At 68.7% G+C, this 24,493-nt stretch carries 16 protein-coding genes and 2 tRNA genes; 11 read left to right on the plus strand and 7 right to left on the minus strand.

Annotation, left to right across the window (positions count from 1 at the left end; all coding sequences use genetic code 11):
* Nucleotides 1-21 precede the first annotated feature (21 nt).
* Nucleotides 22-2,001 carry an AAA family ATPase gene (locus tag M3Q35_RS43705; protein WP_273938468.1) on the plus strand — a complete coding sequence of 660 codons (1,980 nt, stop codon included), beginning with the start codon at nt 22-24 and terminating at the stop codon, nt 1,999-2,001.
* Here M3Q35_RS43705 and M3Q35_RS43710 read toward each other — a convergent pair.
* Both M3Q35_RS43710 and M3Q35_RS43715 read right to left on the minus strand, forming a co-directional pair.
* Nucleotides 1,977-3,530 carry a hypothetical protein gene (locus M3Q35_RS43710; RefSeq protein WP_273938469.1) on the minus strand — a complete coding sequence of 518 codons (1,554 nt, stop codon included), beginning with the start codon at nt 3,528-3,530 and terminating at the stop codon, nt 1,977-1,979. The two genes, M3Q35_RS43705 and M3Q35_RS43710, sit on opposite strands and share 25 nt — an antisense overlap.
* Nucleotides 3,531-3,626: 96 nt before the next feature.
* Entirely contained in the window at nt 3,627-5,177 is a 1,551-nt protein-coding gene (locus M3Q35_RS43715; RefSeq protein ID WP_273938470.1) for an outer membrane protein assembly factor BamB family protein, read from the minus strand.
* A gap of 191 nt (nt 5,178-5,368) precedes the next feature.
* Between M3Q35_RS43715 and trpS the strand changes: the two genes are divergently transcribed.
* Complete coding sequence (gene trpS / locus M3Q35_RS43720) at nt 5,369-6,379, plus strand: tryptophan--tRNA ligase (protein ID WP_273938471.1); 1,011 nt, start codon at nt 5,369-5,371, stop codon at nt 6,377-6,379.
* A 66-nt stretch (nt 6,380-6,445) separates the two neighbouring features.
* Entirely contained in the window at nt 6,446-7,153 is a 708-nt protein-coding gene (locus M3Q35_RS43725; RefSeq protein ID WP_273938472.1) for a PP2C family protein-serine/threonine phosphatase, read from the plus strand.
* Between the two features lie 46 nt (nt 7,154-7,199).
* On the opposite strand, the gene M3Q35_RS43730 is transcribed toward M3Q35_RS43725, so the two are convergent.
* Nucleotides 7,200-7,270: transfer RNA gene (locus M3Q35_RS43730), tRNA-Gly, on the minus strand.
* Between the two features lie 85 nt (nt 7,271-7,355).
* On the opposite strand from M3Q35_RS43730, the gene M3Q35_RS43735 reads away from it, so the two are divergent.
* From M3Q35_RS43735 to clpX, 4 genes are all read left to right on the plus strand, one after another.
* Nucleotides 7,356-7,429, plus strand: a tRNA-Pro gene (locus M3Q35_RS43735).
* A gap of 487 nt (nt 7,430-7,916) precedes the next feature.
* Nucleotides 7,917-9,287 carry a trigger factor gene (gene tig, locus M3Q35_RS43740; protein ID WP_273938473.1) on the plus strand — a complete coding sequence of 457 codons (1,371 nt, stop codon included), beginning with the start codon at nt 7,917-7,919 and terminating at the stop codon, nt 9,285-9,287.
* A gap of 147 nt (nt 9,288-9,434) precedes the next feature.
* Entirely contained in the window at nt 9,435-10,064 is a 630-nt protein-coding gene (locus M3Q35_RS43745; protein ID WP_273938474.1) for an ATP-dependent Clp protease proteolytic subunit, read from the plus strand.
* Between the two features lie 208 nt (nt 10,065-10,272).
* Nucleotides 10,273-11,553, plus strand: a complete 1,281-nt coding sequence (gene clpX / locus M3Q35_RS43750; protein WP_043718043.1) for an ATP-dependent Clp protease ATP-binding subunit ClpX — start codon at nt 10,273-10,275, stop codon at nt 11,551-11,553.
* A gap of 72 nt (nt 11,554-11,625) precedes the next feature.
* Here the strand turns inward: clpX and lpdA are convergent, their stop codons facing one another.
* Together lpdA and fdhD are read right to left on the minus strand one after the other, a co-directional pair.
* Nucleotides 11,626-13,026 (minus strand): dihydrolipoyl dehydrogenase, encoded by a 1,401-nt coding sequence (gene lpdA, locus M3Q35_RS43755; protein ID WP_273938475.1) that lies wholly within the window; start codon nt 13,024-13,026, stop codon nt 11,626-11,628.
* A gap of 459 nt (nt 13,027-13,485) precedes the next feature.
* Complete coding sequence (fdhD, locus tag M3Q35_RS43760; protein WP_273938476.1) at nt 13,486-14,310, minus strand: formate dehydrogenase accessory sulfurtransferase FdhD; 825 nt, start codon at nt 14,308-14,310, stop codon at nt 13,486-13,488.
* Nucleotides 14,311-14,458: 148 nt separating this feature from the next.
* Between fdhD and M3Q35_RS43765 the strand changes: the two genes are divergently transcribed.
* A complete protein-coding gene (locus tag M3Q35_RS43765; RefSeq protein WP_273938477.1) occupies nt 14,459-15,814 on the plus strand; it encodes an L-lactate MFS transporter in 1,356 nt (451 codons plus the stop codon).
* On the plus strand, nt 15,811-15,936 hold the full coding sequence (locus tag M3Q35_RS43770; RefSeq protein ID WP_273944754.1) for an MFS transporter small subunit: 126 nt from the start codon (nt 15,811-15,813) through the stop codon (nt 15,934-15,936). The genes M3Q35_RS43765 and M3Q35_RS43770 overlap by 4 nt, the downstream gene beginning before the upstream one ends.
* A 64-nt stretch (nt 15,937-16,000) precedes the next feature.
* Here the strand turns inward: M3Q35_RS43770 and M3Q35_RS43775 are convergent, their stop codons facing one another.
* Complete coding sequence (locus M3Q35_RS43775; RefSeq protein WP_273938480.1) at nt 16,001-18,301, minus strand: FdhF/YdeP family oxidoreductase; 2,301 nt, start codon at nt 18,299-18,301, stop codon at nt 16,001-16,003.
* A 42-nt stretch (nt 18,302-18,343) separates the two neighbouring features.
* Complete coding sequence (locus M3Q35_RS43780; RefSeq protein ID WP_273938481.1) at nt 18,344-19,267, minus strand: hypothetical protein; 924 nt, start codon at nt 19,265-19,267, stop codon at nt 18,344-18,346.
* Between the two features lie 86 nt (nt 19,268-19,353).
* On the opposite strand from M3Q35_RS43780, the gene M3Q35_RS43785 reads away from it, so the two are divergent.
* Together M3Q35_RS43785 and valS are read left to right on the plus strand one after the other, a co-directional pair.
* Nucleotides 19,354-21,975, plus strand: a complete 2,622-nt coding sequence (locus tag M3Q35_RS43785; protein WP_273938482.1) for a valine--tRNA ligase — start codon at nt 19,354-19,356, stop codon at nt 21,973-21,975.
* 7 nt (nt 21,976-21,982) lie between these two features.
* A complete protein-coding gene (valS, locus tag M3Q35_RS43790; protein ID WP_273938483.1) occupies nt 21,983-24,442 on the plus strand; it encodes a valine--tRNA ligase in 2,460 nt (819 codons plus the stop codon).
* Nucleotides 24,443-24,493: the final 51 nt, after the last annotated feature.

Below are 24,493 nucleotides of genomic sequence, written 5' to 3' on the forward strand. Positions count from 1 at the left end.
TCATCGGTAGTGTCCGGTGACGTGGTGTCGAACCAGGCTTCGGGCAATATCTCCGGCACGGTCGTGCAGGCCGGTTACATCGAGCGGCTGACCATTCAGGTCGACAGCGGCCGGTACCGCGTCGGCAACGAGACCCCGGCCGCGCCGAGCTGCTTCGTCAACCGCGACGCGGTGCGGCGGAAGATCGACGAGCGCATTGAGCTGGCGCGTGCCGCGGACAAGCCGGCCCTGATGTTTCTGTACGGTCCCGGCGGCGTGGGCAAGACCGGCGCGGCGGCCTACTGGGTCGAGCAGCACACGGCGGAGTTCCCGGACGGCGTCGTCTATGTGAAGCTGGCCGACCCCGAGCGCCAGGTGCTCGAGTCAGCCGGCGAGGCGCTGGGCGCGGCACTGCGCAAGCTCGGCGTGTCCGAGGCCGACCTCCTGGCGACGACCGAGGACCGGGCGGCCCAGCTGCGCGCGCTCTGCCGTGACAAGAAGGTGCTGTTGCTGCTGGACGATGCGGCCAATGCCGCCCAGCTGGCGTACTTTCGGCCGACCGGTCGGGGCTGTGTGCTGCTGGGCGCTGGCCGATGGCGGCCGAGCGGGCTGTCGCCGGACTTCTTCGGCATCGAGGTTCCCCGACTCGACATCGAATTCGCGCATCGGCTGGTCGGGGAACTGCTGGCCGAGCACGGCCGGTCCGTCACGGCCGAGGAGTCGGCAGTGATCGTCCAGGCGGCCAAGGGCTTTCCGATCGCCATCGAGCTGATCGTCAGCCGGCTGATCGGCGCCTCGGACCGGCAACGCGCCCGTCTCCTGCGCGGCATTGCCGACCGTGGCTGGGACGCGCTGGCCAAGAACGACAAGCTGCTGCTGACCGCCCACCTCGACATGGCCTACGACCAGTTGGACGCCGACGCGGCCGCGGCCTACCGCGTGCTGGCCGCCCATCCGGGTCGGTCGTTCGAGACCGAGCTCGCGGAGCACATGGTGGGCGGCGATCCCGAGGACGTGGCCGACGCGCTGGAACTGTTGTGCGACGCCCATTTGCTCACGGTCGACGACAACGGGCGGTTTCACTTCCACGATCTGGCCCATGCTCACGCGCGGTCCAAGGCCGGGCCGATCCCGTCGGAGCTGGCCTGGCGGATCGTCGACTGGTACCTCAGGTACACGGTCACTTTCGACCGCGTGCTGTCGGACCGGCCGCGGAGTGGGCCGCTGTACCAGGTGGAGTCGAACGTCGAGGTGACGCGGACGGCGGCGCTGGCATGGCTGGAACGGGAGCGGGTGAACCTGGCCGGCGCGGTGAAACTGGCCGAGGCGGCGGGGCAGGCCGACCTGGCGTGGCAGCTGTGCGAGGCGCTGTGGGGGCTCTATCACCTCCACGGTCATTACGAGGACTGGATCGACACTCATCAGGTGGGGCTGGTGGCCGCGCGGCGGTGTGGGAACGTCGAGGCGGAGATGCGGATGGAGTCGCAGCTCGGGTCGGCGCACCTGGGGCTGGGCGAGCTGGACAAGGCGTTGGAGTGCTTCAGGAACTCGCACGGGCTGGCGGTGGCCATCGGGCACCGGCAGGGGCAGGAAAGTTCGCTGGAGTGGCAGGGCAAGATCGAACTCCGGCGGGTCCTCGCGCAGGAGGACGTCGAGCTTCGGCGGGGCCACGCTCGGGAAGCGTTGCGCTGCTTCGACCTTGCCTGGGCGGTCGCGGACGACCCGCGGGAGTTCGCGTTGCTGAGGTTGCAGCGTTGCCGGGCGCTGCTGGTGCTGGTGGAGTTCGCGGCGGCGCGGGACGAGATCGTGCCGGCGGGGGAGTACTTCGAGCCGACCGCGGAGACGGACAACAAGGCCAAGTGCGGGCTGGAGTCGGGCCGGGCGCTGGCCGGGCTGGGCGAGATCGACGCGGCCCGTACGGCGTTCGCCACGGCGGAGCGGTTGTTCGCCGAGGACGGGTCCGAGTCGCAGCGGAGGATCGCCGAAGGACTGCGGCTTCAGCTGGACAACGTGCAGGAGTAGGGGCGGCCGTCGGCGATGATCCGGAGTTCGGCCGGGTGGTCGTCGAGCACGGTGAACAACGCGGAGGCGGCGATCAGCGGATCGCAACCGTGGAGGCGAATTGGCCGTTCGCGGCCGCGAAACGTTGCGGTGCCGGTGGTTGTGTCGACGAGAAGTCGGCAACCGGGGGCCTGGGCGAACAAAGCTGGACCGGCGTGGTCGGTGAACAGGATGTCGGCGTTGGTGCGGTATTCGCGGATCGGGTGATCGGCGTGCACGACCAGATGCGACGGGCCGGCGGGGATCGGGCGGACGTCGGTGCGACGCCGGGTCAAGTGGACTATTGAGTCCAGAATTTCTGCTGTGACGGTGAAGGCTTGCACGCCGGTGCCGGGATGTAGGCCGGTGGCCGACAGCGGTGGCTCGACAATGCCACTGTCCGGTTCGGACAGTTCTAGACGTTGGTAGAAAAGGGATCGGAGCAGGCTTGCGGCCTCGCCGGGTCGTGAGCTGACGAGGCCGCGGACACCGGGCCAGTGCGTGTTCGCGCGGGCGAGTTGCGGCAGCAACGGGGCGTCCCGATCGAGTCGGCCGGCAAGTGTGCCCATTGTGGACACTGCGGTGCCGGCGACGATCTCGTGTTCGTCGAATGCTGCCAGGACAACGGGTTTGTCGAGTGCGGCGGCGTAACATGTGACCGCGCCGTGGTCGCCGACGACTATGTCGGCGGCGATCAGTGCGGCCCGCCAGCCCTCCAGGGGCGGGATGAGGATCAAGCCGGCGCGGACGCAGTCGGCCAACCAGGAGTTGACCTGATGTGGACTGTGGCCGTGCCAGACGTGCGGGTGCAGCACGGCGGCCACGCGGTGGTACGGCGGCAGTTCGGTCAGGAGCTGACGTAGAAACGTCGGCCAGGAGCCGAAAGCGGAACCCTTGCGCCAGGTCGAGCTGGCGACGATCAGGGTGGTGTCGTCGTCACAACCCAGTGCCGCGCGGTAGATCGGACGTCGGCCGGTGCTGGCGAGGATGCGGTCGAAACACGGATCGCCGGCCACAGCGGCGGCTGGTAGCGCCTCGGGGACGGCGGCGGCCAGGCGGGCGACCTGCTCCTCGTGGGAGAAGACGAGCGTGTCGGCGACGAGTTTGCCGTTGTGCAGCAACCAGTCCGGCGAAAGCCCATATTCTGGGCTCTGGGCTCTGGGCTCTGGGCTCTGGGCTCTGGGCTCTGGGCTCTGGGCTCTGGGCTCTGGGCTCTGGGCCGCCTTCTTGCTGTAACCCACCCCGTGCGAGACGATCACCACCGGCGCGCGCAACTCGTGCAGATCGCCGCGGTGGTTGGCCGTGATCGCCAGGTCGAAGTCCCGGGACACCGCCTCGTCCCACGAGATCGCCACCACGTCCAGTGCCGCGAACACCTCGGCCACCCCGTCGGTGACGGTCGAGTTCGGCGGCGTGGTGAACACCAACTGGACGCGAAAGTCCATTTCGAACAACGGCACGATGTCCAGCAGCCGGTTGGCCGAGGCAACCGTGTTCACGACGAACAGCACGCTGCGTGAGTACCCGACGGTCGACAACCGGCCGATCGACAACCTGCTGGGGGGCTGGTGGTGCACCACCAGCCCACCCTAAACCGGCCTGCCCGCCTACAGTCCGAACGCGAGCAGCACGTGGCCGCGATCACTCGGGTACGGCGCCATCCAGTACCCGGTCTGCACGTACACCATGCCGTCGGCGACGACCGCGCCGCCGCCACCGGAGATCGCGCCGCCCCGACCGGGCAGACCATTCACGCCGTCGAAATCCCGGATCGTGTCGTACGTCCACACCACCTTGCCGGTCGCGCTGTCGAACACCCGCATCTTGCCGTCGGCGCTGCCCTCGTACACCAGCCCGGGCGACGTCGTCACGGCCGGAATGAGCGACGGCGTGCACAGATCCGGGTACTGCGCCGCTCCGCCGGTGGTGCAGCCGTCCGCCGGGTTCGGGGTGTGCCAGAGCTCCGCCCCGGTGGTGGGATCGAGGGCGTAGAGCGTGCCGGGCTCGTTCATCATCGTGGCTATGTAGAGGCGTTGGCCGTCGAAGCTGGTGCCCCACTGGATGCCGGACAGCCCGCCGTTGGGCATCGGCGTGGACAGCAGCCGCCGCCACACGACCTGGCCGGTGTGCGCGTCGAACACGTGGTAGATCCCGGCCTTCTGGCCGATGCCGACCAGGTCCCGACCGTTGACGGTGAACAGATTCGGTGTGGCGCCCAGATCCCAGTCCAGCTGGGTGTTCTTCGGCACCGGGCAGTAGCCGTCGGTCGACTTCGGGTCGTTGCACAGCGACCGCCAGGTGTCGTCCGGCGTCACCTGCTGCTTCCAGCGCACCTTGCCGCTGGCCGTGTTCAACGCCAGCAACGTGTCGAAATCGCCGCCGTGCCCGGTGTAGTTCTGGCCGGTGCCCACGTACAGCGTGTGCGTGCGCTGATCAATCACCGGCGAGCTCCACACGCCCGCGCCGGATGGCTCGAAACGCGCCGCGCCGCTGGGCCACGTGCCGACCTGCTGTGGCGGCGGAACCGTGTAGTAGCGCCAGGAGAGCTTGCCGGTGGCGGCGTCGATCGAGTCGACGTGGCCGCGGAACGTGCAACACGCCGTGTTCTGGTCGGCCGTGTTCTGCCCACTGGACGTGCCGACGAAAATGTGGCCCTCGAAGAAGATCGGCGAACTCGTCACCACCGACAGCGGTGTTGTGTCCGTCCGGAACTGCCACAGCAGACGCCCGGTGCGCTGGTCCAGCGCGCGAACCGTGCCCTGCGTGTCGCCGAAGTACACGCGCCCCGCCGCCACCGCCGCGCCGTCCTGCACCATGTCGTTCGGCGGCAACGCGAACGTCCATCGCTTCGCGCCGGACTTCGCGTCCACCGAATAGAAGTAGCTGTCCGAACCGCCGAAGAACACTGCGCCGTCGGCCACCGCCGGCTGGCTGTGTGGGCCGGGCGCGCCCGGCGTCGGATAGCTGAACGCCCACTTCAGTTTCAGGTTCCCGACCGTCTCGGTCGTGATGCGGTGCTCGCTGCCGTTGAAGCGCGAACCGCGCAGGTCCTTCGTCCAGGTCGGCCAATCCCCGGACGCACTGGCCGAACCGGTGCCCGCGGTCAGCGTCGCCGCGCACAGCACGGCCAAGCCGGCCGCCACAAACCGTCGTGACATGCAACTCCCTCCCCAGGTCAGCTGTCGGTGTCCATCCCAGCGCGCTGCGTCACCGGCCACCAGCCGACAAAGTCCGCGACCGCGGCTACCTAAGTAGTCGTCCGGCCTGACTTTCGTAGGTCGCCGAATTCGCCGGCCGTCAGGAGGGTAGAATTCACGCGTAAATGTGCCGTTGAATAGAGGGACTTCAGATGACGGACGCCGCAGCGCAGGCGAAGCCAAGGGTGCTGTCCGGTATTACCGCGACCGGCAACCTGACGATCGGCAACTACATCGGTGCGCTCAGCGTCTGGGCCGAGGAGCAGGACTCCTACGACAACTTCTTCTTCATCGCCGACCTGCACGCCCTCACCATTCCCGAGGCGATCAAGGCCGACGACCTGCGCCGCCGCATCCGCGAGATCGTCGCCCTCTACCTGGCCTGCGGCCTCGACCCGGCCAAGTCCGTGCTGTTCCTGCAGTCCAGGGTGCCGGCGCACGCCACACTCGGCTGGATCTTCGACTGCGTCACCCCGGTCAGCTGGCTCGAGCGCATGACCCAGTACAAGTCCAAGTCGCAGGGCGCGAACCCCAGCGCCGGCCTGTTCACCTATCCGGCGCTCATGGCCGCGGACATTCTTCTCTATCAGGCGCAATTCGTTCCCGTCGGTGACGACCAGCGCCAGCACGTCGAACTCACCCGGGACATCGCCAACCGGTTCAATTCGATGTTCGGCCAGTGCTTCCGCGTGCCGGACGCGCTCATCCGCAAGAGCGGCGCCCGCATCATGGGCCTCGACGACCCCACCGCCAAGATGAGCAAGAGCAAGGCCGAGACCACCGAGGGCCACGCCATCGGCCTGCTCGACGACCCCAAGAAGATCCGCAAGGCCATCATGCGGGCCGTCACCGACGCCGGCAGCGCCGTCGACCGCGAGAACCTCTCGCCCGGCGTCGACAACTTGCTGGTGCTGCACGAAGCCCTGTCCGGGGCCACCCGCGAAGCCACCCTCGACCGCTTCGACGGCAACGGCTACGGCACCCTCAAGAAGGACCTCGCCGAACTCGTCCTCGACAAGATCACGCCCATCCAGTCGCGGTTCGCCGAGATCCACAGCGAAACCGGCTACCTCGACCAGGTACTCGCCGACGGCGCCGAGAAAGCCGCCGCCGTCGCCGACGCCACCCTCAACCGGGCCATGGCACTCGTCGGCCTGCGCTGACCACCGGCCGGCGGCGCGATCCCTTGCGCCGCCGGCATTTCCTCAGACGGAAACGAGGCCCCCGGCTTGAGCACAGCGCACGACCTCACCCACGGCCGGCGCGCGGCCAGCGCCACCCGCCGCGGCGTCCGTGACCACAACATGGACGCCGCCGCCCTCTTCCAGGCATCCACCGGCGTCGCCGTCGCCGCCATCGTCGACGGCATCGGCAACGACCCCGACGGCGCCGAAACCATGCGGCTGTTAGCCGAAAGCGCCGTACGCATCGGCGCCACCAAAGGCGCACTCGCCGGCGTGCTCGCCGCCGCCGCACTCCTCGAAGACCCCGGCACCCGACGCCACATCCCCGACGGCGTCATCGTGCTCGCCCTCGCCGTGCCCGGACACCCCACCCACCTCGCCTGGGTCGGCGACTCCCACGCCTACAGCTGGGACGGCAGCCACCTCCACCGGCGCACCGACCCCCACACCATGGGCGCCTACCTCCGCGGCAACGGCGTCGCCGACCTCGCACCCCTGCACGACAGCTGGGTCCGCGTCACCCTCTCCAGCGCCACCGTCACCAACGTCGCCGTCTCCTCCGCGCCCACCGACGAACTCCTCATCCTCGTCAGCGACGGACTCGACAACGTCCCCCACGACGAACTCGAAGCACTCGTCCGGGAACACCACGACAACCCCGAGACACTCGCCGACGCCATCATCGCCGCCGCCCGCGAAACCGAAGACGGCTACCGCGACGACGCCACCGCCATCGTCCTCACCACCCGATAACTGTGGCGCTCGACACATCCACGGCGGCGATGCGGGGCAAAAGAAGAGCGGGTGACGGGAATCGAACCCGCATGGCCAGCTTGGAAGGCTGGAGCTCTGCCATTGAGCTACACCCGCACGCACCCACAACCCACCGGGTGCATGCGGGAGCTTAGCGGGTCGCGCTACTCTCATGCACGCGCCATCGCCAAGACGGCGCGAACGGGGTGTGGCGCAGTTTGGTAGCGCACTCGCTTTGGGAGCGAGGGGCCGTGGGTTCAAATCCCGCCACCCCGACGATTGGGTGAACTGTGCTCAGGGGCGCGCCTTCGGCGCGTCCCTTCGCCGTTATCGTCGGGGGTGTTTTCTGGGGCTCCCGCCCCAGACCCCGAGCCAAGGGGCTCCGCCCCCTGGACCCCCGGGTGTGGCCTGCGGCCTACACCCTGCTGTCCGGTGGTGTTTCTGGGGTGCCGGCCCGCCATCTCTCTTGGCCCTGTGTGGCGGTGTCGCCCTCTTCCCCTGCGCTGCCTTCCCCTCCTCCCCATCTGCCTGCTCTCCTGGCTTCCTTCTCTGTCGCGTCGCCTGGCTTCGTGGCTCTCGTCTCTCCTGCGGTCGCCTCGGCCTCGGCTTCCCTTCTCCGCGGGCGGTGGCTTTGGGCGGTGGGGTGTGCTGGGGGGCGGCAGGGGTGGCTGTTGCTGGTCGACCTAGACTTGGGGCATCCAATCCCGGGGCGCTGTGCGGTCGGGAGCACTGTGCACGCATTTGTTCGTACGAGGAGACCACGTTGAAGAGCACCGTCGAGCAGCTGAGCCCGACCAGGGTCCGGATCAACGTCGAGGTGCCGTTCGACGAGCTGAAGCCGAACTTCGACCGGGCCTACCGCAAGCTCGCCGGCCAGGTCCGCATTCCGGGCTTCCGCCAGGGCAAGGTGCCGCCGCGCGTGCTGGAGTCGCGCATCGGGCGCGCGCCGGTGCTGGACGAGGTGGTCAACGAGGCGATCCCGGCCAAGTACATGGAGGCCGTGAACGCGGGCGAGGTGCGGGCGCTGGGCCGCCCGGACATCGAGGTGACCAAGATCGAGGACGGCGACCACCTGGCGTTCACCGCCGAGGTGGACATCCGCCCCGACATCACCGTGCCGGCGTTCGGCGAGCTGGCCGTGAGCGTCGACGACATCGAGATCAGCGACGAGGACGTGGACAAGCAGCTCGACGAGCTGCGCGCCCGCTTCGGCACGCTGACCGGCGTCGACCGCCCGGCCGAGAACGGCGACTTCGTCACCATCGACCTGTCGGCCACCGTCGACGGCACCGAGGTCGAAGAGGCCCGCACCACCGGCCTGTCCTACGAGATCGGCTCCGGCCAGCTCGTCGAGGGCATCGACGACGCCCTCATCGGCGCGGCCGCCGGCGAGAGCAAGACCTTCACCACCCAGCTGGTCGCCGGCGAGTTCGAAGGCCGCGACGCCGAGGTCGAGGTCAAGGTCGACAACATCAAGAAGCGCGAGCTGCCCGAGGCCGACGACGAGTTCGCCCAGCTGGCCAGCGAGTTCGACACGCTCGACGAGCTGAAGGCCGACCTGCGCGAGCGCCTCGGCCGCGTCAACAAGATGCAGCAGGGCGTGCAGGCCCGCGACAAGGTGCTCGAGGCCCTCCTCGAGGTCACCGAGGTGCCGCTGCCGGAGGCCGTGGTGGCCGCCGAGGTGGAGACCCGCAAGCACGACGCGGTGCACGCCTTCGACCACGACGACGACCGCTTCAACGAGTGGCTCACCGAGCAGGGGCAGACCGCGGAGGAGTTCGACGCGGAGCTGCGCACCGCCGCCGAGCAGGCCGTGAAGACCCAGCTCGTGCTGGACGCGGTGGCCGACGCCGAGCAGGTCCAGGTCAACGACGCCGAGCTGTCCGAGCGCATCGTCTACCAGGCCCAGCGCTTCGGCATCAGCCCCGACGAGTACGTCCAGCGGGCCCAGCAGGCCGGCCAGCTCGGCGCCATCTTCGCCGACGTCCGCCGGGGCAAGGCGCTGGCCTCGGTGGTCCGCCAGGCCACCGTGACCGACGCCTCCGGCAACACCGTCGACCTGGAAGAACTGTTCGGCGCCCCGGCGGCCCCCGCCGTCGAGGAGACCGCCGACGAGGCAGCCGAGCAGGAGTGACGCCCTGAGCGAACGCGGGCGGCGTCGGGACGTCGGCGCCGCCCGCGTTCGTTAAAGTCGAAAGCAAGCCAGCCGCGGGCCGCCCGCCGGGACACCGGGTCCGACCCGCCAGCTCGACCAAGCGACAAGCGACGCCAGGAGTCATCAGTGAGCCAGTACCAGCCACTCCAGTCCCGCTACGTGCTGCCGTCCTTCGTCGAGCGCACCAGCTACGGGGTCAAGGAGTCCAACCCCTACAACAAGCTGTTCGAGGAGCGCATCATCTTCCTCGGCGTGCAGATCGACGACGCGTCGGCCAACGACGTGATGGCGCAGCTGCTGTACCTGGAGTCGGTCGACCCCGACCGCGACATCGTCATGTACATCAACTCGCCCGGCGGCTCGTTCACCTCGCTGATGGCGATCTACGACACGATGCAGTACGTGCGCCCGGACATCGTCACGGTGTGCCTCGGCCAGGCCGCCTCCGCGGCCGCCGTGCTGCTCGCCGCCGGCACCCCCGGCAAGCGCCGCGCGCTGCCGAACTCCCGCATCATGATCCACCAGCCGGCCACCGAGGGCGTCTACGGCCAGGTGTCCGACCTGGAGATCCAGGCCAACGAGATCCAGCGGGTGCGCCGCGCCCTGGAGACCACCCTGGCCCGGCACACCAACAAGACGGCGGACGAGGTCGCGTCGGACATCGACCGCGACAAGATCCTCACCGCCGAGGAGGCCCGGGTCTACGGCATCATCGACGAGGTGCTGCCGTACCGGAAGCTGTCCGCGCAGAGCTGAACGGGGCCCGCGGCCCCGGCCGACACGCCGAATCCGGCGAGTAATCGCCTGGTTCGACACGGTCGGGGCACGCTGGTCCTCCCGCTCGCCATCGCGGGCGGGTACCGTCGTGGGGAACGTGCGCGACCCATCGGTGTGGGTCGGGCCATCGTGACAGCCAGGTGAGCCGGCACCGCCGGTCCACCGGAGGGGACAGAGGTCAGCGGTCATGGCGCGTATCGGTGACGGCGGAGACCTGCTGAAGTGCTCCTTCTGCGGGAAGAGCCAGAAGCAGGTGAAGAAGCTCATCGCCGGTCCAGGCGTGTATATCTGCGATGAATGCATCGACCTCTGCAACGAGATCATCGAGGAGGAGCTGGCCGAGGCGGGCGACGTCAAACTGGACGAGCTGCCCAAGCCGGCCGAGATCCACGACTTCCTCGACCAGTACGTGATCGGTCAGGACGATGCCAAGCGCACGCTGTCGGTGGCGGTCTACAACCACTACAAGCGCATCCAGGCGGGCGACCGGAACCGGGACGGCCGGGACGACGGCGTCGAGTTGGCCAAGTCCAACATTCTGATGCTCGGCCCGACCGGCTGCGGCAAGACCTACCTCGCCCAGACCCTGGCCAAGCTGCTCAACGTGCCGTTCGCCATCGCGGACGCCACCGCGCTGACCGAGGCCGGCTACGTCGGCGAGGACGTCGAGAACATCCTGCTCAAGCTGATCCAGGCCGCCGACTACGACGTCAAGCGGGCCGAGACCGGCATCATCTACATCGACGAGGTCGACAAAATCGCTCGGAAGAGTGAAAACCCGTCGATCACGCGCGACGTCTCCGGCGAGGGCGTGCAGCAGGCCCTGCTGAAGATCCTGGAGGGCACCACCGCCAGCGTGCCGCCGCAGGGCGGCCGCAAGCACCCGCACCAGGAGTTCATCCAGATCGACACGACGAACGTGCTGTTCATCGTGGCCGGCGCGTTCGCCGGGCTCGAGCGCATCATCCAGGACCGGGTCGGCAAGCGCAGCCTCGGCTTCGGCGCCGAGATCCGCTCCAAGGCCGAGATGGAGTCGTCCGACATCTTCGGCGACACCATGCCGGAGGACCTGATCAAGTTCGGCCTGATCCCCGAGTTCATCGGCCGCCTGCCCGTCGTGGCCAGCGTGACCAACCTGGACAAGCCGTCCCTGGTCAAGATCCTCACCGAGCCCCGCAACGCGATGGTGAAGCAGTACCAGAAGCTGTTCGAGATGGACGGCGTCGAGCTGGAGTTCACCAAGACCGCCCTGGAGGCCGTGGCCGACCAGGCGATCCTGCGTGGCACCGGCGCCCGCGGCCTGCGCGCCATCATGGAGGAGGTGCTGCTGCCGGTGATGTACGACATCCCCAGCCGCACCGACGTCGCCAAGGTGGTCATCACCGAGCAGACCGTGCGGGAGAACGTCAACCCGACCATCGTGGCCCGGCAGCCCAGCCGCCGCGAGCGCCGCGAGAAGTCGGCCTGACGGACGATCCGATCTGCGACAAGGCCCGCCCACCCGGCTCATCGGGTGGGCGGGCCCTTTGTCGGCGCTCGATCAGAAGTTGATCATGTGGCCGGCCAGGCCGTGCACGGCCTCCTTGACCGCCTCGCTCAGCGTCGGGTGCGCGTGCACATTGCGGGCCACCTCGGTGACCGTCAGGTCCCACTGCTGGGCCAGCGTCAACTCGGGCAGCAGCTCGGTCACGTCCGGGCCGATCATGTGCGCGCCCAGCAGCTCGCCGTACTTGGCATCCGAGATCAGCTTCACGAAGCCGCCCGGGTCGCCGATGCCGTGCGCCTTGCCGTTCGCGGTGAACGGGAACTTCGCCACCTTGACGTCGAAGCCCTTGGCCTCGGCCTGCTTCTGGGTGTAGCCGAAGCTGGCGATCTGCGGCTGGCAGAACGTGGCGCGAGGAATCATCACGTAGTCCAGCTCCATGGTCTCCGCGCCGGCGATCGTCTCCGCCGCCACGATGCCCATCGACTCGGCGGCGTGCGCCAGCATCAATTTCGCGGTCACGTCGCCGATGGCGAAGATGTGCGGCACGCTCGTGCGGCCCCGGCCGTCGATGTCGACCGCGCCGCGCTCGGTCAGCCGAACGCCGGTCTTCTCCAGGCCGTAGCCCTCGACCCGCGGCTGGAAACCGATCGCCTGGAGCACCTTGTCGGCTTCCAGCACCTGCTGCTGGCCGTCCTTGGTCACGGTGACCCGGACCTTCTCGCCGGAGTCGTCGATCGCGTCGACCCGGGTCGAGGTGAGCACCTTGATGCCGAGCTTGCGGTAGCGCTTGGCCAGTTCGGCCGAGACCTCCTCGTCCTCCAGCGGGACGGGCCGGTCGAGGAACTCGACGATCGTGACGTCGACGCCGTAGCCGTGCATGACGTACGCGAACTCGACGCCGATCGCACCCGCGCCGGCGATGATGATGCTGGCCGGCAGGGTGTCGGTGAGGATCTGCTCTTCGTAGGTCACGACTCGTTCGGACAGCGTCGTGCCCGGCAGCAGCCGGGTCGTCGCGCCGGTGGCCAGGATGCAGTTGTCGAACGTGACCGTTTCCTCGCCGCCGTCGGTCAGCGCGACCTGGATGGTGTTGGCGTCGGTGAACGTGCCCCAGCCGAAGAACTGCTGGATCTTGTTCTTCTTCATCAGGAAGTGGACGCCCTTGACCCGGCCGTCGGCCACCTTGCGGCTGCGGGTGAAGGCCGCGCCGAAGTCCATCGTGATGCCGCCCTCGGCGTGGATGCCGAACGCCTCGGCCTCGCCGGTCAGCAGGTGGGCCAGTTCGGCGTTGCGCAGCAGTGCCTTGGACGGGATGCAGCCCACGTTCAGGCAGACGCCGCCCCAGTACCGGTCCTCGATGATCGCGGTCCGCAGGCCCAGCTGCGCCGCTCGGATCGCCGCGACGTACCCGCCGGGGCCGGCCCCCACCACCACGACGTCGAAGTGTGTGCTCATGGTCCAACCCTAGTCAGCGGTGCGGTCGCCTCTGATGTGACGTTCAAGCAGTGACTCGCCCGCCACACCGCGAGTTGCCTGTGAACTCGGTTCACAGGCGTTGTGTGGTGTGTCGCCGACACAGGCGAGGCCGGCGAACTTCGGGAGTTCGGCAAAGCAGAGGAGTTTTGCAAGGCGGAGGGGTTCGGTCGAGCGGGGGAGTTTGCCAAGGCGGAGGGGGTCGGCGGAGCGGGGGAGGTTGGCAAGGCAGGGGAGTTTGGCTGAGCAGGGGAGGTTGGCAAGGCGGAGGAGTTTGGCTGAGCAGGGGAGGTTGGCAAGGCGGAGGAGTTTGGCTGAGCAGGGGAGGTTGGCAAGGCGGAGGAGTTTGGCTGAGCAGGGGAGGTTGGCAAAGCCGAGGAGTTTGGCAAAGCAGGGGAGTTTGCCAAAGACCTCGAGTTTGCCGGTGTGGTCGACTTCGGCTCAGCGGAGCACGCGGTCAGCGCCGGTGTAGACGTTCATCGAGTCGCCGCGGAGGAAGCCGATGAGAGTCATGCCCTGCTCCTCGGCGAGCTCGGCGGCCAGCGACGACGGAGCCGACACGGCGGCCAGCACGGGGATGCCGGCCATGGCGGCCTTCTGCACGAGTTCGAAGGATGCTCGGCCGGAGACCATCAGCACCAGACCGCGCAGCGGGATCAGCCCGGACTGGACGGCCCAGCCGATGACCTTGTCGACGGCGTTGTGCCGGCCGACGTCCTCACGGGCGACGAGGAGTTCGCCGTCGGTGGTGAACAGACCGGCGCCGTGCAGGCCGCCGGTGGAGTCGAAGACCTTCTGGGCGGCACGGAGCTTGTCGGGCAGCGTGGTCAGCACGTCGGTCGACACAGCGCAGTCGTCGTCGGCGGGGGAGTAGCGGGTCCGCAGCTTGACGGCGTCGAGGGCGGCCTTGCCACACACGCCGCACGAGGACGTCGTGTAGAAGTTGCGCTCCACGCCGACATCGGGCGGTGCGACGCCGGGGGAAAGTGAGACTTCGAGCACATTGTAGGTGTTTCGGCCGTCGGGACCGGTTCCGGCGCAGTAGCGGGCGGCCGAGATGTCCTCGCGATCGCCGATCACAGCCTCGGTGAGCAGAAAACCGTGGGCCAGTTCCACATCGTTGCCCGGCGTCCGCATCGTGACCGCGACCGCTTTTCCGTCAATACGCAATTCGAGTGGTTCTTCGGCCGCTAGTGCATCCGGACGAGAGCGTTCGCCCTGGTGGGAGAGCTTGAGCACCGGTCGGCGGACCGTCACCCTTCCCATTTCGGAACCTCCCAGTTTCGTAAGTCTGCGGTTCATTCCGTTCGGCGCGTGAGCGGTGCCGTTCGTCGTTACGTGCGCCACTCGGTCGTGCCGAGTCACACCGGATCCCAATAGGTTCCATTCTCAACTATCTGGGAGGGCAGTGGAGATGGGACTCGGGGTCCTTGATCGCTCGCGCACGATCGCGCCGGGGGGATGGAGCCGCTGGCTCGTACCGCCCTCCGCGCTCGCCGTGCACCTGTCGATCGGACAGGCCTACGCGTGGAGCGTGTTCAAGACGCCGCTGGAGAAGGCGCTACACCTCAACGGGGTGGAGAGCGGCCTGCCGTTCCAGCTGGCGATCGTCATGCTCGGCCTGTCGGCGGCCTTCGGCGGCACGCTCGTCGAACGCAACGGACCGCGATGGGCGATGGCGGTGGCATCCGTCGCGTTCGGCGCTGGGTTCCTGCTCGCCGCGCTCGGCGTGGCGACGTCGCAATTCTGGCTGGTCGTCGTGGGCTACGGCCTGGTCGGCGGCATCGGCCTCGGTATCGGCTACATCTCGCCGGTGTCGACGCTGATCAAGTGGTTCCCGGACCGTCCGGGCATGGCCACCGGTATCGCGATCATGGGCTTCGGCGGCGGAGCGTTGATCGCGTCACCCTGGTCGACGGCCATGCTGGCCGGGTTCGGCACCACCACCTCGGGCATCGCGGCGACCTTCGCGGTGCACGGCGTGGTGTACGCGCTCTTCATGTCGATGGGCGTGTTCCTGGTCCGGGTGCCGGCCGAGGGCTGGAAGCCGGCCGGCTGGGACCCGTCCATGGCCACCGCGCACAAGTTGATCACCACCAACAACGTCTCGGCAAAGAACGCCATCAAGACGCCGCAGTTCTGGCTGCTGTGGCTGGTGCTCTGCCTCAACGTGACCGCCGGCATCGGCATCCTGGAGAAGGCGTCGCCGATGATCGTCGACTTCTTCAAGGTGAGCCCGGCCCCGGCCGCCGGCTTCGTGGCGCTGCTGTCGCTGTGCAACATGCTCGGCCGGTTCGTGTGGTCGTCCACCTCGGACGCCATCGGCCGCAAGAACATGTACCGCATCTACCTCGGTGTCGGCGCGCTGCTGTACCTGGTGCTGGTGCTGGCCGGCGGGTCGTCCAAGCTCGTGTTCGTGCTGGCCGCGATCCTGATCCTGTCGTTCTACGGCGGCGGGTTCGCCACCGTGCCGGCCTACCTGCGTGACCTGTTCGGCACCTACCAGGTCGGCGCCATCCACGGCCGGCTGCTCACCGCGTGGTCGGTCGCCGGCGTGGCCGGTCCGCTGATCATCGACGGCATCGCCGACGCGCAGAAGGCCGCCGGCAAGTCCGGTCCGTCGCTGTACGCGCTGTCCTTCTTCATCATGATCGGCCTGCTCGTCATCGGCTTCGTGGCCAACGAGCTGATCAAGCCGGTCGACAGCAAGTACCACGAGCCGGTCGCCACCGCGGACGCGCCGGCCGCCGAGGAGGTGGAGGCGAAGTGAGCGACGTCGAAGTGAAGAACCACAGCGTGCTCATGGTGATCGCCTGGCTGTGGGTCGGCTTACCCTTCGCCTACGGCCTGTACCAGCTGATCGTCAAGGTGGTGCAGCTCTTCCAGAGCTGACAACGGAAAACGAGCGAAGGGCCGGGGCGCGCAGGCGCCCCGGCCCTTCGTCCGTCGTGGACTCTCAGCTCTGTTCGAGCCGGATGATGATGGCCTTGGACGTGGGCGTGTTGGACGTCTCGGCGGTGGATTCCAGCGGCACCAAGGCATTGGCCTCGGGGAAGTACGCCGCGGCGCACCCACGGGCCGTCGGGTAGGCGATCACCCGGAACAGCTTGACCCGGCGCTCGACCACCCCGGAGTCGGACGGCCATTCGCTGATCATGTCGACCATGGCGCCGTCGGCGATACCCAGAGCCGAGAGATCCTCGGGATTGACGAAGACGACCCGGCGACCGTCGTGCACACCGCGGTAACGGTCGTCGAGACCGTAGATCGTGGTGTTGTACTGGTCGTGGCTGCGCAGCGTCTGCAGGATGAGCCGGCCCTCGGGCACGGTGATGAGCTGCACCGGATTGACCGTGAAGTTGGCCTTGCCGGTGGTCGTCGGGAAGGACCGGGAATCCCGTGGCGGGTGCGGCAGCACGAAGCCGTCGGGCTCCCGAACCCGGGGGTTGTAGTCCACACAGCCCGGCACGACACGGGAAATGTGGTCGCGGACGGTGTCGTAGTTCTCCTCGAACGACGCCCACGGCACGGCATGCGAGGAACCGAAGACGGCCCGGGCCAGCCGGGACACGATGGCCACCTCGGACAGCAGCGCCGGCCCGGCCGGGGACAGCCGCCCGCGCGAACGGTGCACCACCGACATGGAGTCCTCGACGGTGACGAACTGGGTGCCGCCCGCCTGCTCGTCCCGCTCGGTACGGCCCAGGGTCGGCAGGATGAGGGCCGTGCGCCCCGGCACCACGTGCGACATGTTCAGCTTGGTCGACACGTGCACGGTCAGGTCCATGGACCGCAGCGCCCGCATGGTGACCTCGGTGTCGGGCGTGGCCGACACGAAGTTGCCGCCGACGGCGAAGAACACCTTGGCCTTGCCATCACGCATCGCGTGGATGGCTTCGACCGTGTCGTACCCGTGCTCGCGCGGCGAGGTGATGCCGAACTCGGCGTCCAAAGCGGACAGGAAGTTCTCCTTGGGCTTCTCGTAGATGCCCATGGTGCGGTCGCCCTGCACGTTGGAGTGCCCGCGCACCGGGCACACTCCGGCGCCCGGCTTGCCGATCATGCCGCGCAGCAGCAGCACGTTGACGAGCTCGCGGATGGTCGGCACGGACTGCTTGTGCTGCGTGAGACCCATGGCCCAGCAGATGATCGTCCGCTTCGACTCCACCAGCAGCCGCGCGACGTGGGCGATCTGCTCGCGGGACAGACCCGTCGCCGCGTCGACCTCGTCCCAGTCGAGCTCACGGATGTCGGCCGCCCACTCCTCGAAGCCGGAAGTGGAGGACGAGATGAACTCCCGGTCCAGCACGGTGCCCGGCGCGGCGTCCTCGGCGGCCAGCACGAGATGCCCCAACGCCCGGAAGAAGGCCAGGTCGCCGCCGAGCCGGATCTGGCAGAACTCGTCGGCCAGCGGCGTGCCCTTGCCGACCACGCCCCGCACGTTCTGCGGGTTCTTGAACCGCATCAGCCCGGCCTCGGGCAGCGGGTTGACGGCCACGATGGTGGCGCCGTTGCCCTTGGCCTCCTCCAGCGCCGACAGCATGCGCGGGTGGTTGGTGCCGGGGTTCTGGCCGACGACCAGCAGCAGGTCGGCGTGGGTGACGTCGGCCAGGCTGACCGAGCCCTTGCCGATGCCGATGGTCTGGATCAGCGCCGAGCCGGACGACTCGTGGCACATGTTCGAGCAGTCCGGCAGGTTGTTGGTGCCGAGCGAGCGGGCCAGCAGCTGGTAGGCGAAGGCGGCCTCGTTGCTGGTTCGCCCGGACGTGTAGAAGATCGCCTCATTGGGGTCGGCCAGCCCGCGTAGGGCCCCGCCGACCAGGGCGAACGCGTCGTCCCACGAGATCGGCTCGTAGTGGGAGGAACCCTCGCGCAGCACCATCGGCTCGGTCAGCCGGCCCTGCTTGCCCAGCCAGTAGTCGGTCTTCTCGGCCAGCTCGGCCACCGAGTGCCGGGCGAAGAACTCGGGCGTGACGCGCCGGACGGTGGCCTCCTCGGCGACCGCCTTGGCCCCGTTCTCGCAGAACTCGGCCAGCTTGCGGTGCCCCTGGGCCTCGGGCCACGCGCAGCCCGGGCAGTCGAAGCCCTCCCGCTGGTTGAGCAGGCGCAGGGTCTGCGCGCTGCGCACGGCCCCCATCTCGTCCAGGCCGTGCTGGAGCGACACCAGCACGCCCTTCACCCCGGCCGCGTACGTTTTCGGCTCGCCGACCCTGAGCTTGCTCTCGTCGACGTCCTGCTGCGGAGGCCTGCGCGTCATACCGGCCATTGTCCGCCTGTCGGAAAAGCGTGACCAGGCGGGTCAGCAGGCGTCCTTGGGGACGTCGACGGTGTGCGCGGGGTCGTAGTAGGCCTGGGGTTGCTCGGCGTCGATGCGCGACCGGGTCGGGTGCCCGGAGAACTGCGGCGCCAGCACGCCCTTGTCGGCCTGCTCGCAGTTCATCGAGAAGTAGTACGACTTCTCGGCGTGCGGCCACGGCTTGCCGCCGACGATCAGGTAGTCGGTGTTCTCGTGGATCACCGACACGATGTCCCACGGCGTCGCCGGGGCCACGTGCGAGGGCGGCTGGAAGGCGTAGGCGTAGACGTAGTTGGCGTGCACGACCAGCCTGCCCTGGTCGTCGACCGAACTGGTCATCTCGCCGGACACCTTGGGCGCGACCGGTAGCAGCTGGTAGCCGTCGGCGATCTTGGTGACCCACGTGCCGGGGTCGTGCATGTCGATGCCGGTGGTCAGCGTCGCCAGGTACGGCGCCGGCTCGTGGTGCACGGTCACCTGCGGATCGAGCCGTGCCTCGGTGATCGTGTGCTGCACGGCCTGGTAGGCGGCGGTGACCTGGGCGGCGGTGAAGTGACCGGTCGCCGCGGCCGCCGGCACCGGGACCTCGGTCGGCCAGTCGGCCGCCGGCGTGGCGGCGAAGGGCCGATCAAGGTCGACGTGCCCGCCCACCTCGGCCTTGGTCGGGTCCGGCTTGGCCGAGGTCGGCGCGGTCGTGGTCGACGGCGCGGAGGCGCCGGGCAGCTCGACGCTGCCGACCCGGTAGAGCACGATCAACGCCCCGCAGAACACGATCAACACGGCCGGGATGACCAGCCGGCTGAACCGTGGGCCACGCTTGCGGCGGCGCGGCGGGCGGTTCTTGCGGGCCGCGCGCCGGGCTCGCTTCTCGGCCGCGCGCAACCACTTCTCATCCGTCAGGTCCGGATGGCTCTCGATGTCGTCCACGGTTCCCCCCGTTTAGGCGGGAGCACTGTAGCAACGCCGGTGTCACCCGTTCGATGGGTGCCGTCCGGGCTCCGTAGACTCTTCGCGTGACCGAGACCCTTCCGCAGCAGTACACCACCGATCTCCCCACCGCCTGGAACCCGGCGGAGGTAGAGCAGGGGCTGTACCAGCGGTGGGTAGACAACGGCTATTTCGGCGCCGACGCGAACAGTGACAAGCCCGCGTTCTGCATCGTGCTGCCGCCGCCGAACGTCACCGGCAGCCTGCACATGGGGCACGCCCTCAACCACACGGTGATGGACGCGCTGACCCGTCGCCGCCGCATGCAGGGCTACGAGGCGCTGTGGCTGCCGGGCATGGACCACGCCGGCATCGCCACCCAGAACGTGGTCGAGCGCCAGCTGGCCGGCGAGGGCCTGTCCCGGCACGACCTGGGCCGCGAGAAGTTCGTGGAGCGGGTCTGGGAGTGGAAGGCCGAGTACGGCGGCAAGATCCTCGACCAGATGCGCCGCCTCGGCGACAGCGTCGACTGGAGCCGTGAGCGCTTCACCATGGACGAGCCGCTGTCGCGGGCCGTGCAGACCATGTTCAAGAAGCTGTTCGACGACGGGCTGGCCTACCGGGCCGAGCGGATCATCAACTGGTGCCCGCGCTGCCTGACCGCGCTGTCGGACATCGAGGTCGAGCACTCCGAGGACGAGGGCGAGCTCGTCTCCATCCGCTACGGCGACGGCGACGCCTCGATCGTGGTGGCCACGACCCGGGCCGAGACCATGCTGGGCGACACTGCCGTCGCAGTGCACCCGGAGGACGAGCGGTACCGGCACCTGATCGGCACCGAGGTCGAGCTGCCGCTGACCGGCCGCCGCATCCCGATCGTCGGCGACGAGCATGTGGACCCGGCCTTCGGCACCGGCGCGGTGAAGGTGACGCCGGCCCACGACCCGAACGACTTCGAGATCGGCCAGCGGCACTCGCTGCCGTCCATGACGATCATGGACTCCCGCGGCGTGATCTCGGTGGCCGGGCCGTTCGAGGGCCTGGACCGGTTCGAGGCGCGGCCGGCGGTGGTCGCGGCGTTGCGTGAGCTCGGCCGGATCGTCGCCGAGAAGCGGCCGTACCTGCACTCGGTCGGCCACTGCTCCCGCTGCGACACCGTGGTGGAGCCGCGGCTGTCGCTCCAGTGGTTCGTCAACGTGGGCCCGCTGGCCAAGGCCGCCGGCGACGCCGTCCGTGACGGCCGCACCACGGTGCACCCGCCGGAGCTGGCCAAGCGCTACTTCGACTGGGTCGACAACCTGCACGACTGGTGCATCTCGCGGCAGCTGTGGTGGGGCCACCGGATCCCGGTCTGGTACGGCCCGGACGGCGAGGTCGTCTGCGTCGGACCGGACGAGCAGCCGCCGACCGGCGAGGGCTGGCACCAGGACGAGGACGTCCTGGACACGTGGTTCTCCTCGGGCCTGTGGCCGATGTCCACGCTGGGCTGGCCGGACAAGACGGCCGACCTGGCCAAGTTCTATCCGACCAGCGTGCTGTCCACCGGCTACGACATCCTGTTCTTCTGGGTCGCCCGGATGATGATGTTCGGCCTGTACGCGATGGACGGCGCGCAGCCGTTCGACCACGTGTACCTGCACGGGCTGATCCGGGACGCGGCGGGCAAGAAGATGTCCAAGTCCCGCGGCAACGTCATCGACCCGCTGAACTGGCTGGACACCTACGGCGCCGACGCGGCCCGGTTCACCCTGGCCCGCGGGGCCAACCCGGGTTCGGACATGGCGCTGGCCGAGGAGTGGGCCGGCGGGTCGCGCAACTTCTGCACGAAGCTGTGGAACGCCAGCCGGTTCGCGTTGCTCAACGGCGCGACCACGGCCGTGCCGGTGCCGGCTCGTGACGAGCTGACCGACGCCGACCGGTGGATCCTGGACCGGGCCGACCAGGTCGTGTCCGAAGTGGACGGTCTGTTCGACGGCTACGAGTTCGCCAAGCTGTGCGAGGCGCTGTACCACTTCACCTGGGACGAGTACTGCGACTGGTACCTCGAGCTGGCCAAGGTGCAGATCGCCGAGGGTGGCGCGCGGGCCGAGGCGACCAGGGCCGTGCTCGGGCACGTGCTGGACAAGCTGCTGCGCCTGCTGCACCCGGTGATCCCGTTCATCACCGAGACGCTGTGGACCGCGCTGACCGGCGGCGAGTCGCTGATGATCGCCGAGTGGCCGACGGTCTCCGGTGCGCCGGTCGATGCCGTTGCCGCGCAGCGCATCGACACCGTGCAGCGGCTGATCACCGAGGTCCGCCGGTTCCGGGCCGACCAGGGGCTGCGGCCGGGTCAGAAGGTGCCGGCGCGACTGTCCGGTGTGGACGAAGCCGACATCGTCGGCCAGCTGTCGGCGATCCGGGCCATCGCCCGGCTGGAGGAGCCGGCCGACGGCTTCACCGCCAGCGCCTCGCTCGACGTCGTCGGCGTGCACGTGGAACTGGACACCTCGGGCACGATCGACGTGGCGGCCGAGCGCAAGCGGCTGGCCAAGGACCTCGCGGCGGCCGAAAAAGAGCTGGCCCAGTGCGACGGCAAGCTGAACAATCAGGCCTTCGTCGACAAGGCCCCGGCGCAGGTGGTCGACAAGATCAAGGCGCGCCGGGAGGCCGCCGTCGCCGACATCGCGCGGGTGTCCGCGCGTTTGGACGCACTGCCGGAAGGGTGATTTCTCCATGACGGGTGACGGAATTCCGCAGCGCCCGTCGATGGAGGGCATCGAGGACAAGTGGTCGGGCCGATGGGCCGCGGAGGAAACCTTCCGCTTCCATCGGCCCGATTCCCGTGCTGAGGTGTTTTCCATCGACACGCCGCCGCCGACGGTGAGCGGGTCGCTGCACGTAGGCCACGTCTTCAGCTACACCCACACCGATGTCGTAGCCCGGTTCCAGCGGATGCGCGGCAAGCACGTGTTCTACCCGATGGGGTGGGACGACAACGGCCTGCCGACCGAGCGGCGCGTGCAGCTGCGCTATGGCGTGCGCTGCGATCCGTCGCTGCCGTACGACCCGTTGTATGAGCCGGTGGAAACCACCGGCAAGCAACAGGTCGGTATCTCGCGGCGCAACTTCGTCGAGCTGTGCCAACGGATGACCGTCGAGGACGAGCAGGCGTTCGAGGCCCTGTGGCGTCGGCTCGGGCTGTCGGTGGACTGGTCGTTGACGTACTCGACCATCGGCGTCCGTGCGCAACGCGTGGCGCAGTTGGGTTTCCTGCGGCTGCTGGCCGAAGGCCAGGCGTACCAGTCGGAAGCGCCGTCGCTGTGGGACGTGACGTTCCAGACCGCGGTGGCGCAGGCCGAGTTGGACGCGCGGGATCACGCCGGCGCGTGGCACCGGATTTCCTTTGGGCCGGTGGAGATCGAGACCACCCGGCCGGAGTTGCTGCCGGCGTGCGTGGCGCTGATCGCGCATCCGGACGACGAGCGGTACCAACAGCTTTTCGGCACCTCTGTGCGGTCTCCCTTGTTCGGCATGGAGATCCCGGTGCTCGCGCATCCTGACGCCGAGCCGGAGCGCGGCGCGGGCATCGCGATGTGTTGCACCTTCGGCGATCTGACCGACGTGAAGTGGTGGCGTGAGCTGAAGTTGCCCACCCGCACGGTGATCGGCCGCGACGGCCGGTTCCTGCCGGAGCCGCCGGTCGGCGTGCCGTCCTCGCCGTACGAGGAGCTGGTCGGGCTGACGGCGTTCAGCGCGCGCAAGCGGATCGTCGAGCTGCTGCGGGAATCCGGTGACCTGATCGGTGAGCCGCGGCCGACCGTGCGTCCGGTCAACTTCTACGAGAAGGGCGACAAGCCGCTGGAGATCGTGTCCAGCCGGCAGTGGTTCGTGCGCAGCCTGGAGCACCGGGAAGCGTTGCTGCGTAGGGGATCCGAGCTTCGGTGGCATCCGGCGTGGATGCGCAACCGGTACGACGACTGGGCCAAGGGGCTCAACTCGGACTGGCTGGTCAGCCGGCAGCGGTTCTTCGGCGTGCCTTTCCCCGTCTGGTATCCGTTGGATGCCAGCGGCGAACCTCGTTACGAGGAACCGATTCTGCCTGCTGTAGACGCGCTCCCGGTCGACCCGTCCAGCCAGGTCCCGCCCGGCTACGACGAGTCGCAGCGGGGCGTGCCCGGCGGTTTCGCCGGCGACCCGGACGTGATGGACACGTGGATGACGTCCTCGATGTCGCCGCTGATCGTCTCCGGCTGGGAGCACGATCCCGAGCTGTTCGCGGTGACGTATCCGATGGATCTGCGGCCGCAGAGCCACGAGATCATCCGGACCTGGCTGTTCTACTCGGTGTTGCGGTCGCAGCAGGAGTTGGACACGCTGCCGTGGTCCGACGCGGTCATCTCCGGCTGGATCCTCGATCCCGACCGGAAGAAGATGTCCAAGTCGGCCGGCAAGGTCGTGACGCCCGACGACCTGCTCGCCGAGCACGGCTCCGACGGCGTGCGCTACTGGGCGGCCGGTGGGCGGCCCGGCACTGACACCGCGTTCGACCCCAAGCAGATGAAGGTCGGCCGCCGGTTGGCCACCAAGCTCCTCAACGCCAGCCGGTTCGCGCTGTCCTTCGACGTACCGTCCACTTCGGACACCGTCACGCATCCGTTGGACCAGGCCATGATCACGGCACTTTCTTCCGTTGTGGACGATGCCACCGCAGCCTTGGAGGGCTTCGAGCACACCGCCGCGTTGGAGCGGGTCGAGCGGTTCTTCTGGACGTTCTGTGACGACTATCTCGAGCTCGTCAAGGAACGGGCCTACAGTCCCGACGGCGCTTCCGCCCGGGTCGCCCTGCGCACCGGGCTCTCCACCTTGCTCCGGCTCTTCGCCCCGTACCTGCCGTACGTGACCGAGGAAGTCTGGTCCTGGTGGCAGGCCGGGGCCGTGCACCACGCCCCGTGGCCTTCCTCCCTCGGCACCCCCGGCAACCCGGCGGCTCTCGACCTCGCCGCCACCGTCATCGCCGCCGTCCGCAAGGCCAAGTCCACCGCCAAGCTCTCCATGCGGGCCGACGTCGCCTCCGTCGAGGTCGCCGCCGATCCCGCCACCTTGGCGCTGGTCAGGGCTTCGCCGACGACCTCGTGGCCGCCGGCCGTATCGGCGAGCTCCGCTACCGCGAGACCGACGGCGAGCTCGAGGTAGCCGTCCAGCTGTGACGGAAAGCGCCGGTCCGGACCCCAGCGGTCCGGATCG

The organism is Kutzneria chonburiensis, assembly GCF_028622115.1.
GTDB classification, from domain to species: Bacteria; Actinomycetota; Actinomycetes; order Mycobacteriales; family Pseudonocardiaceae; genus Kutzneria; species Kutzneria chonburiensis.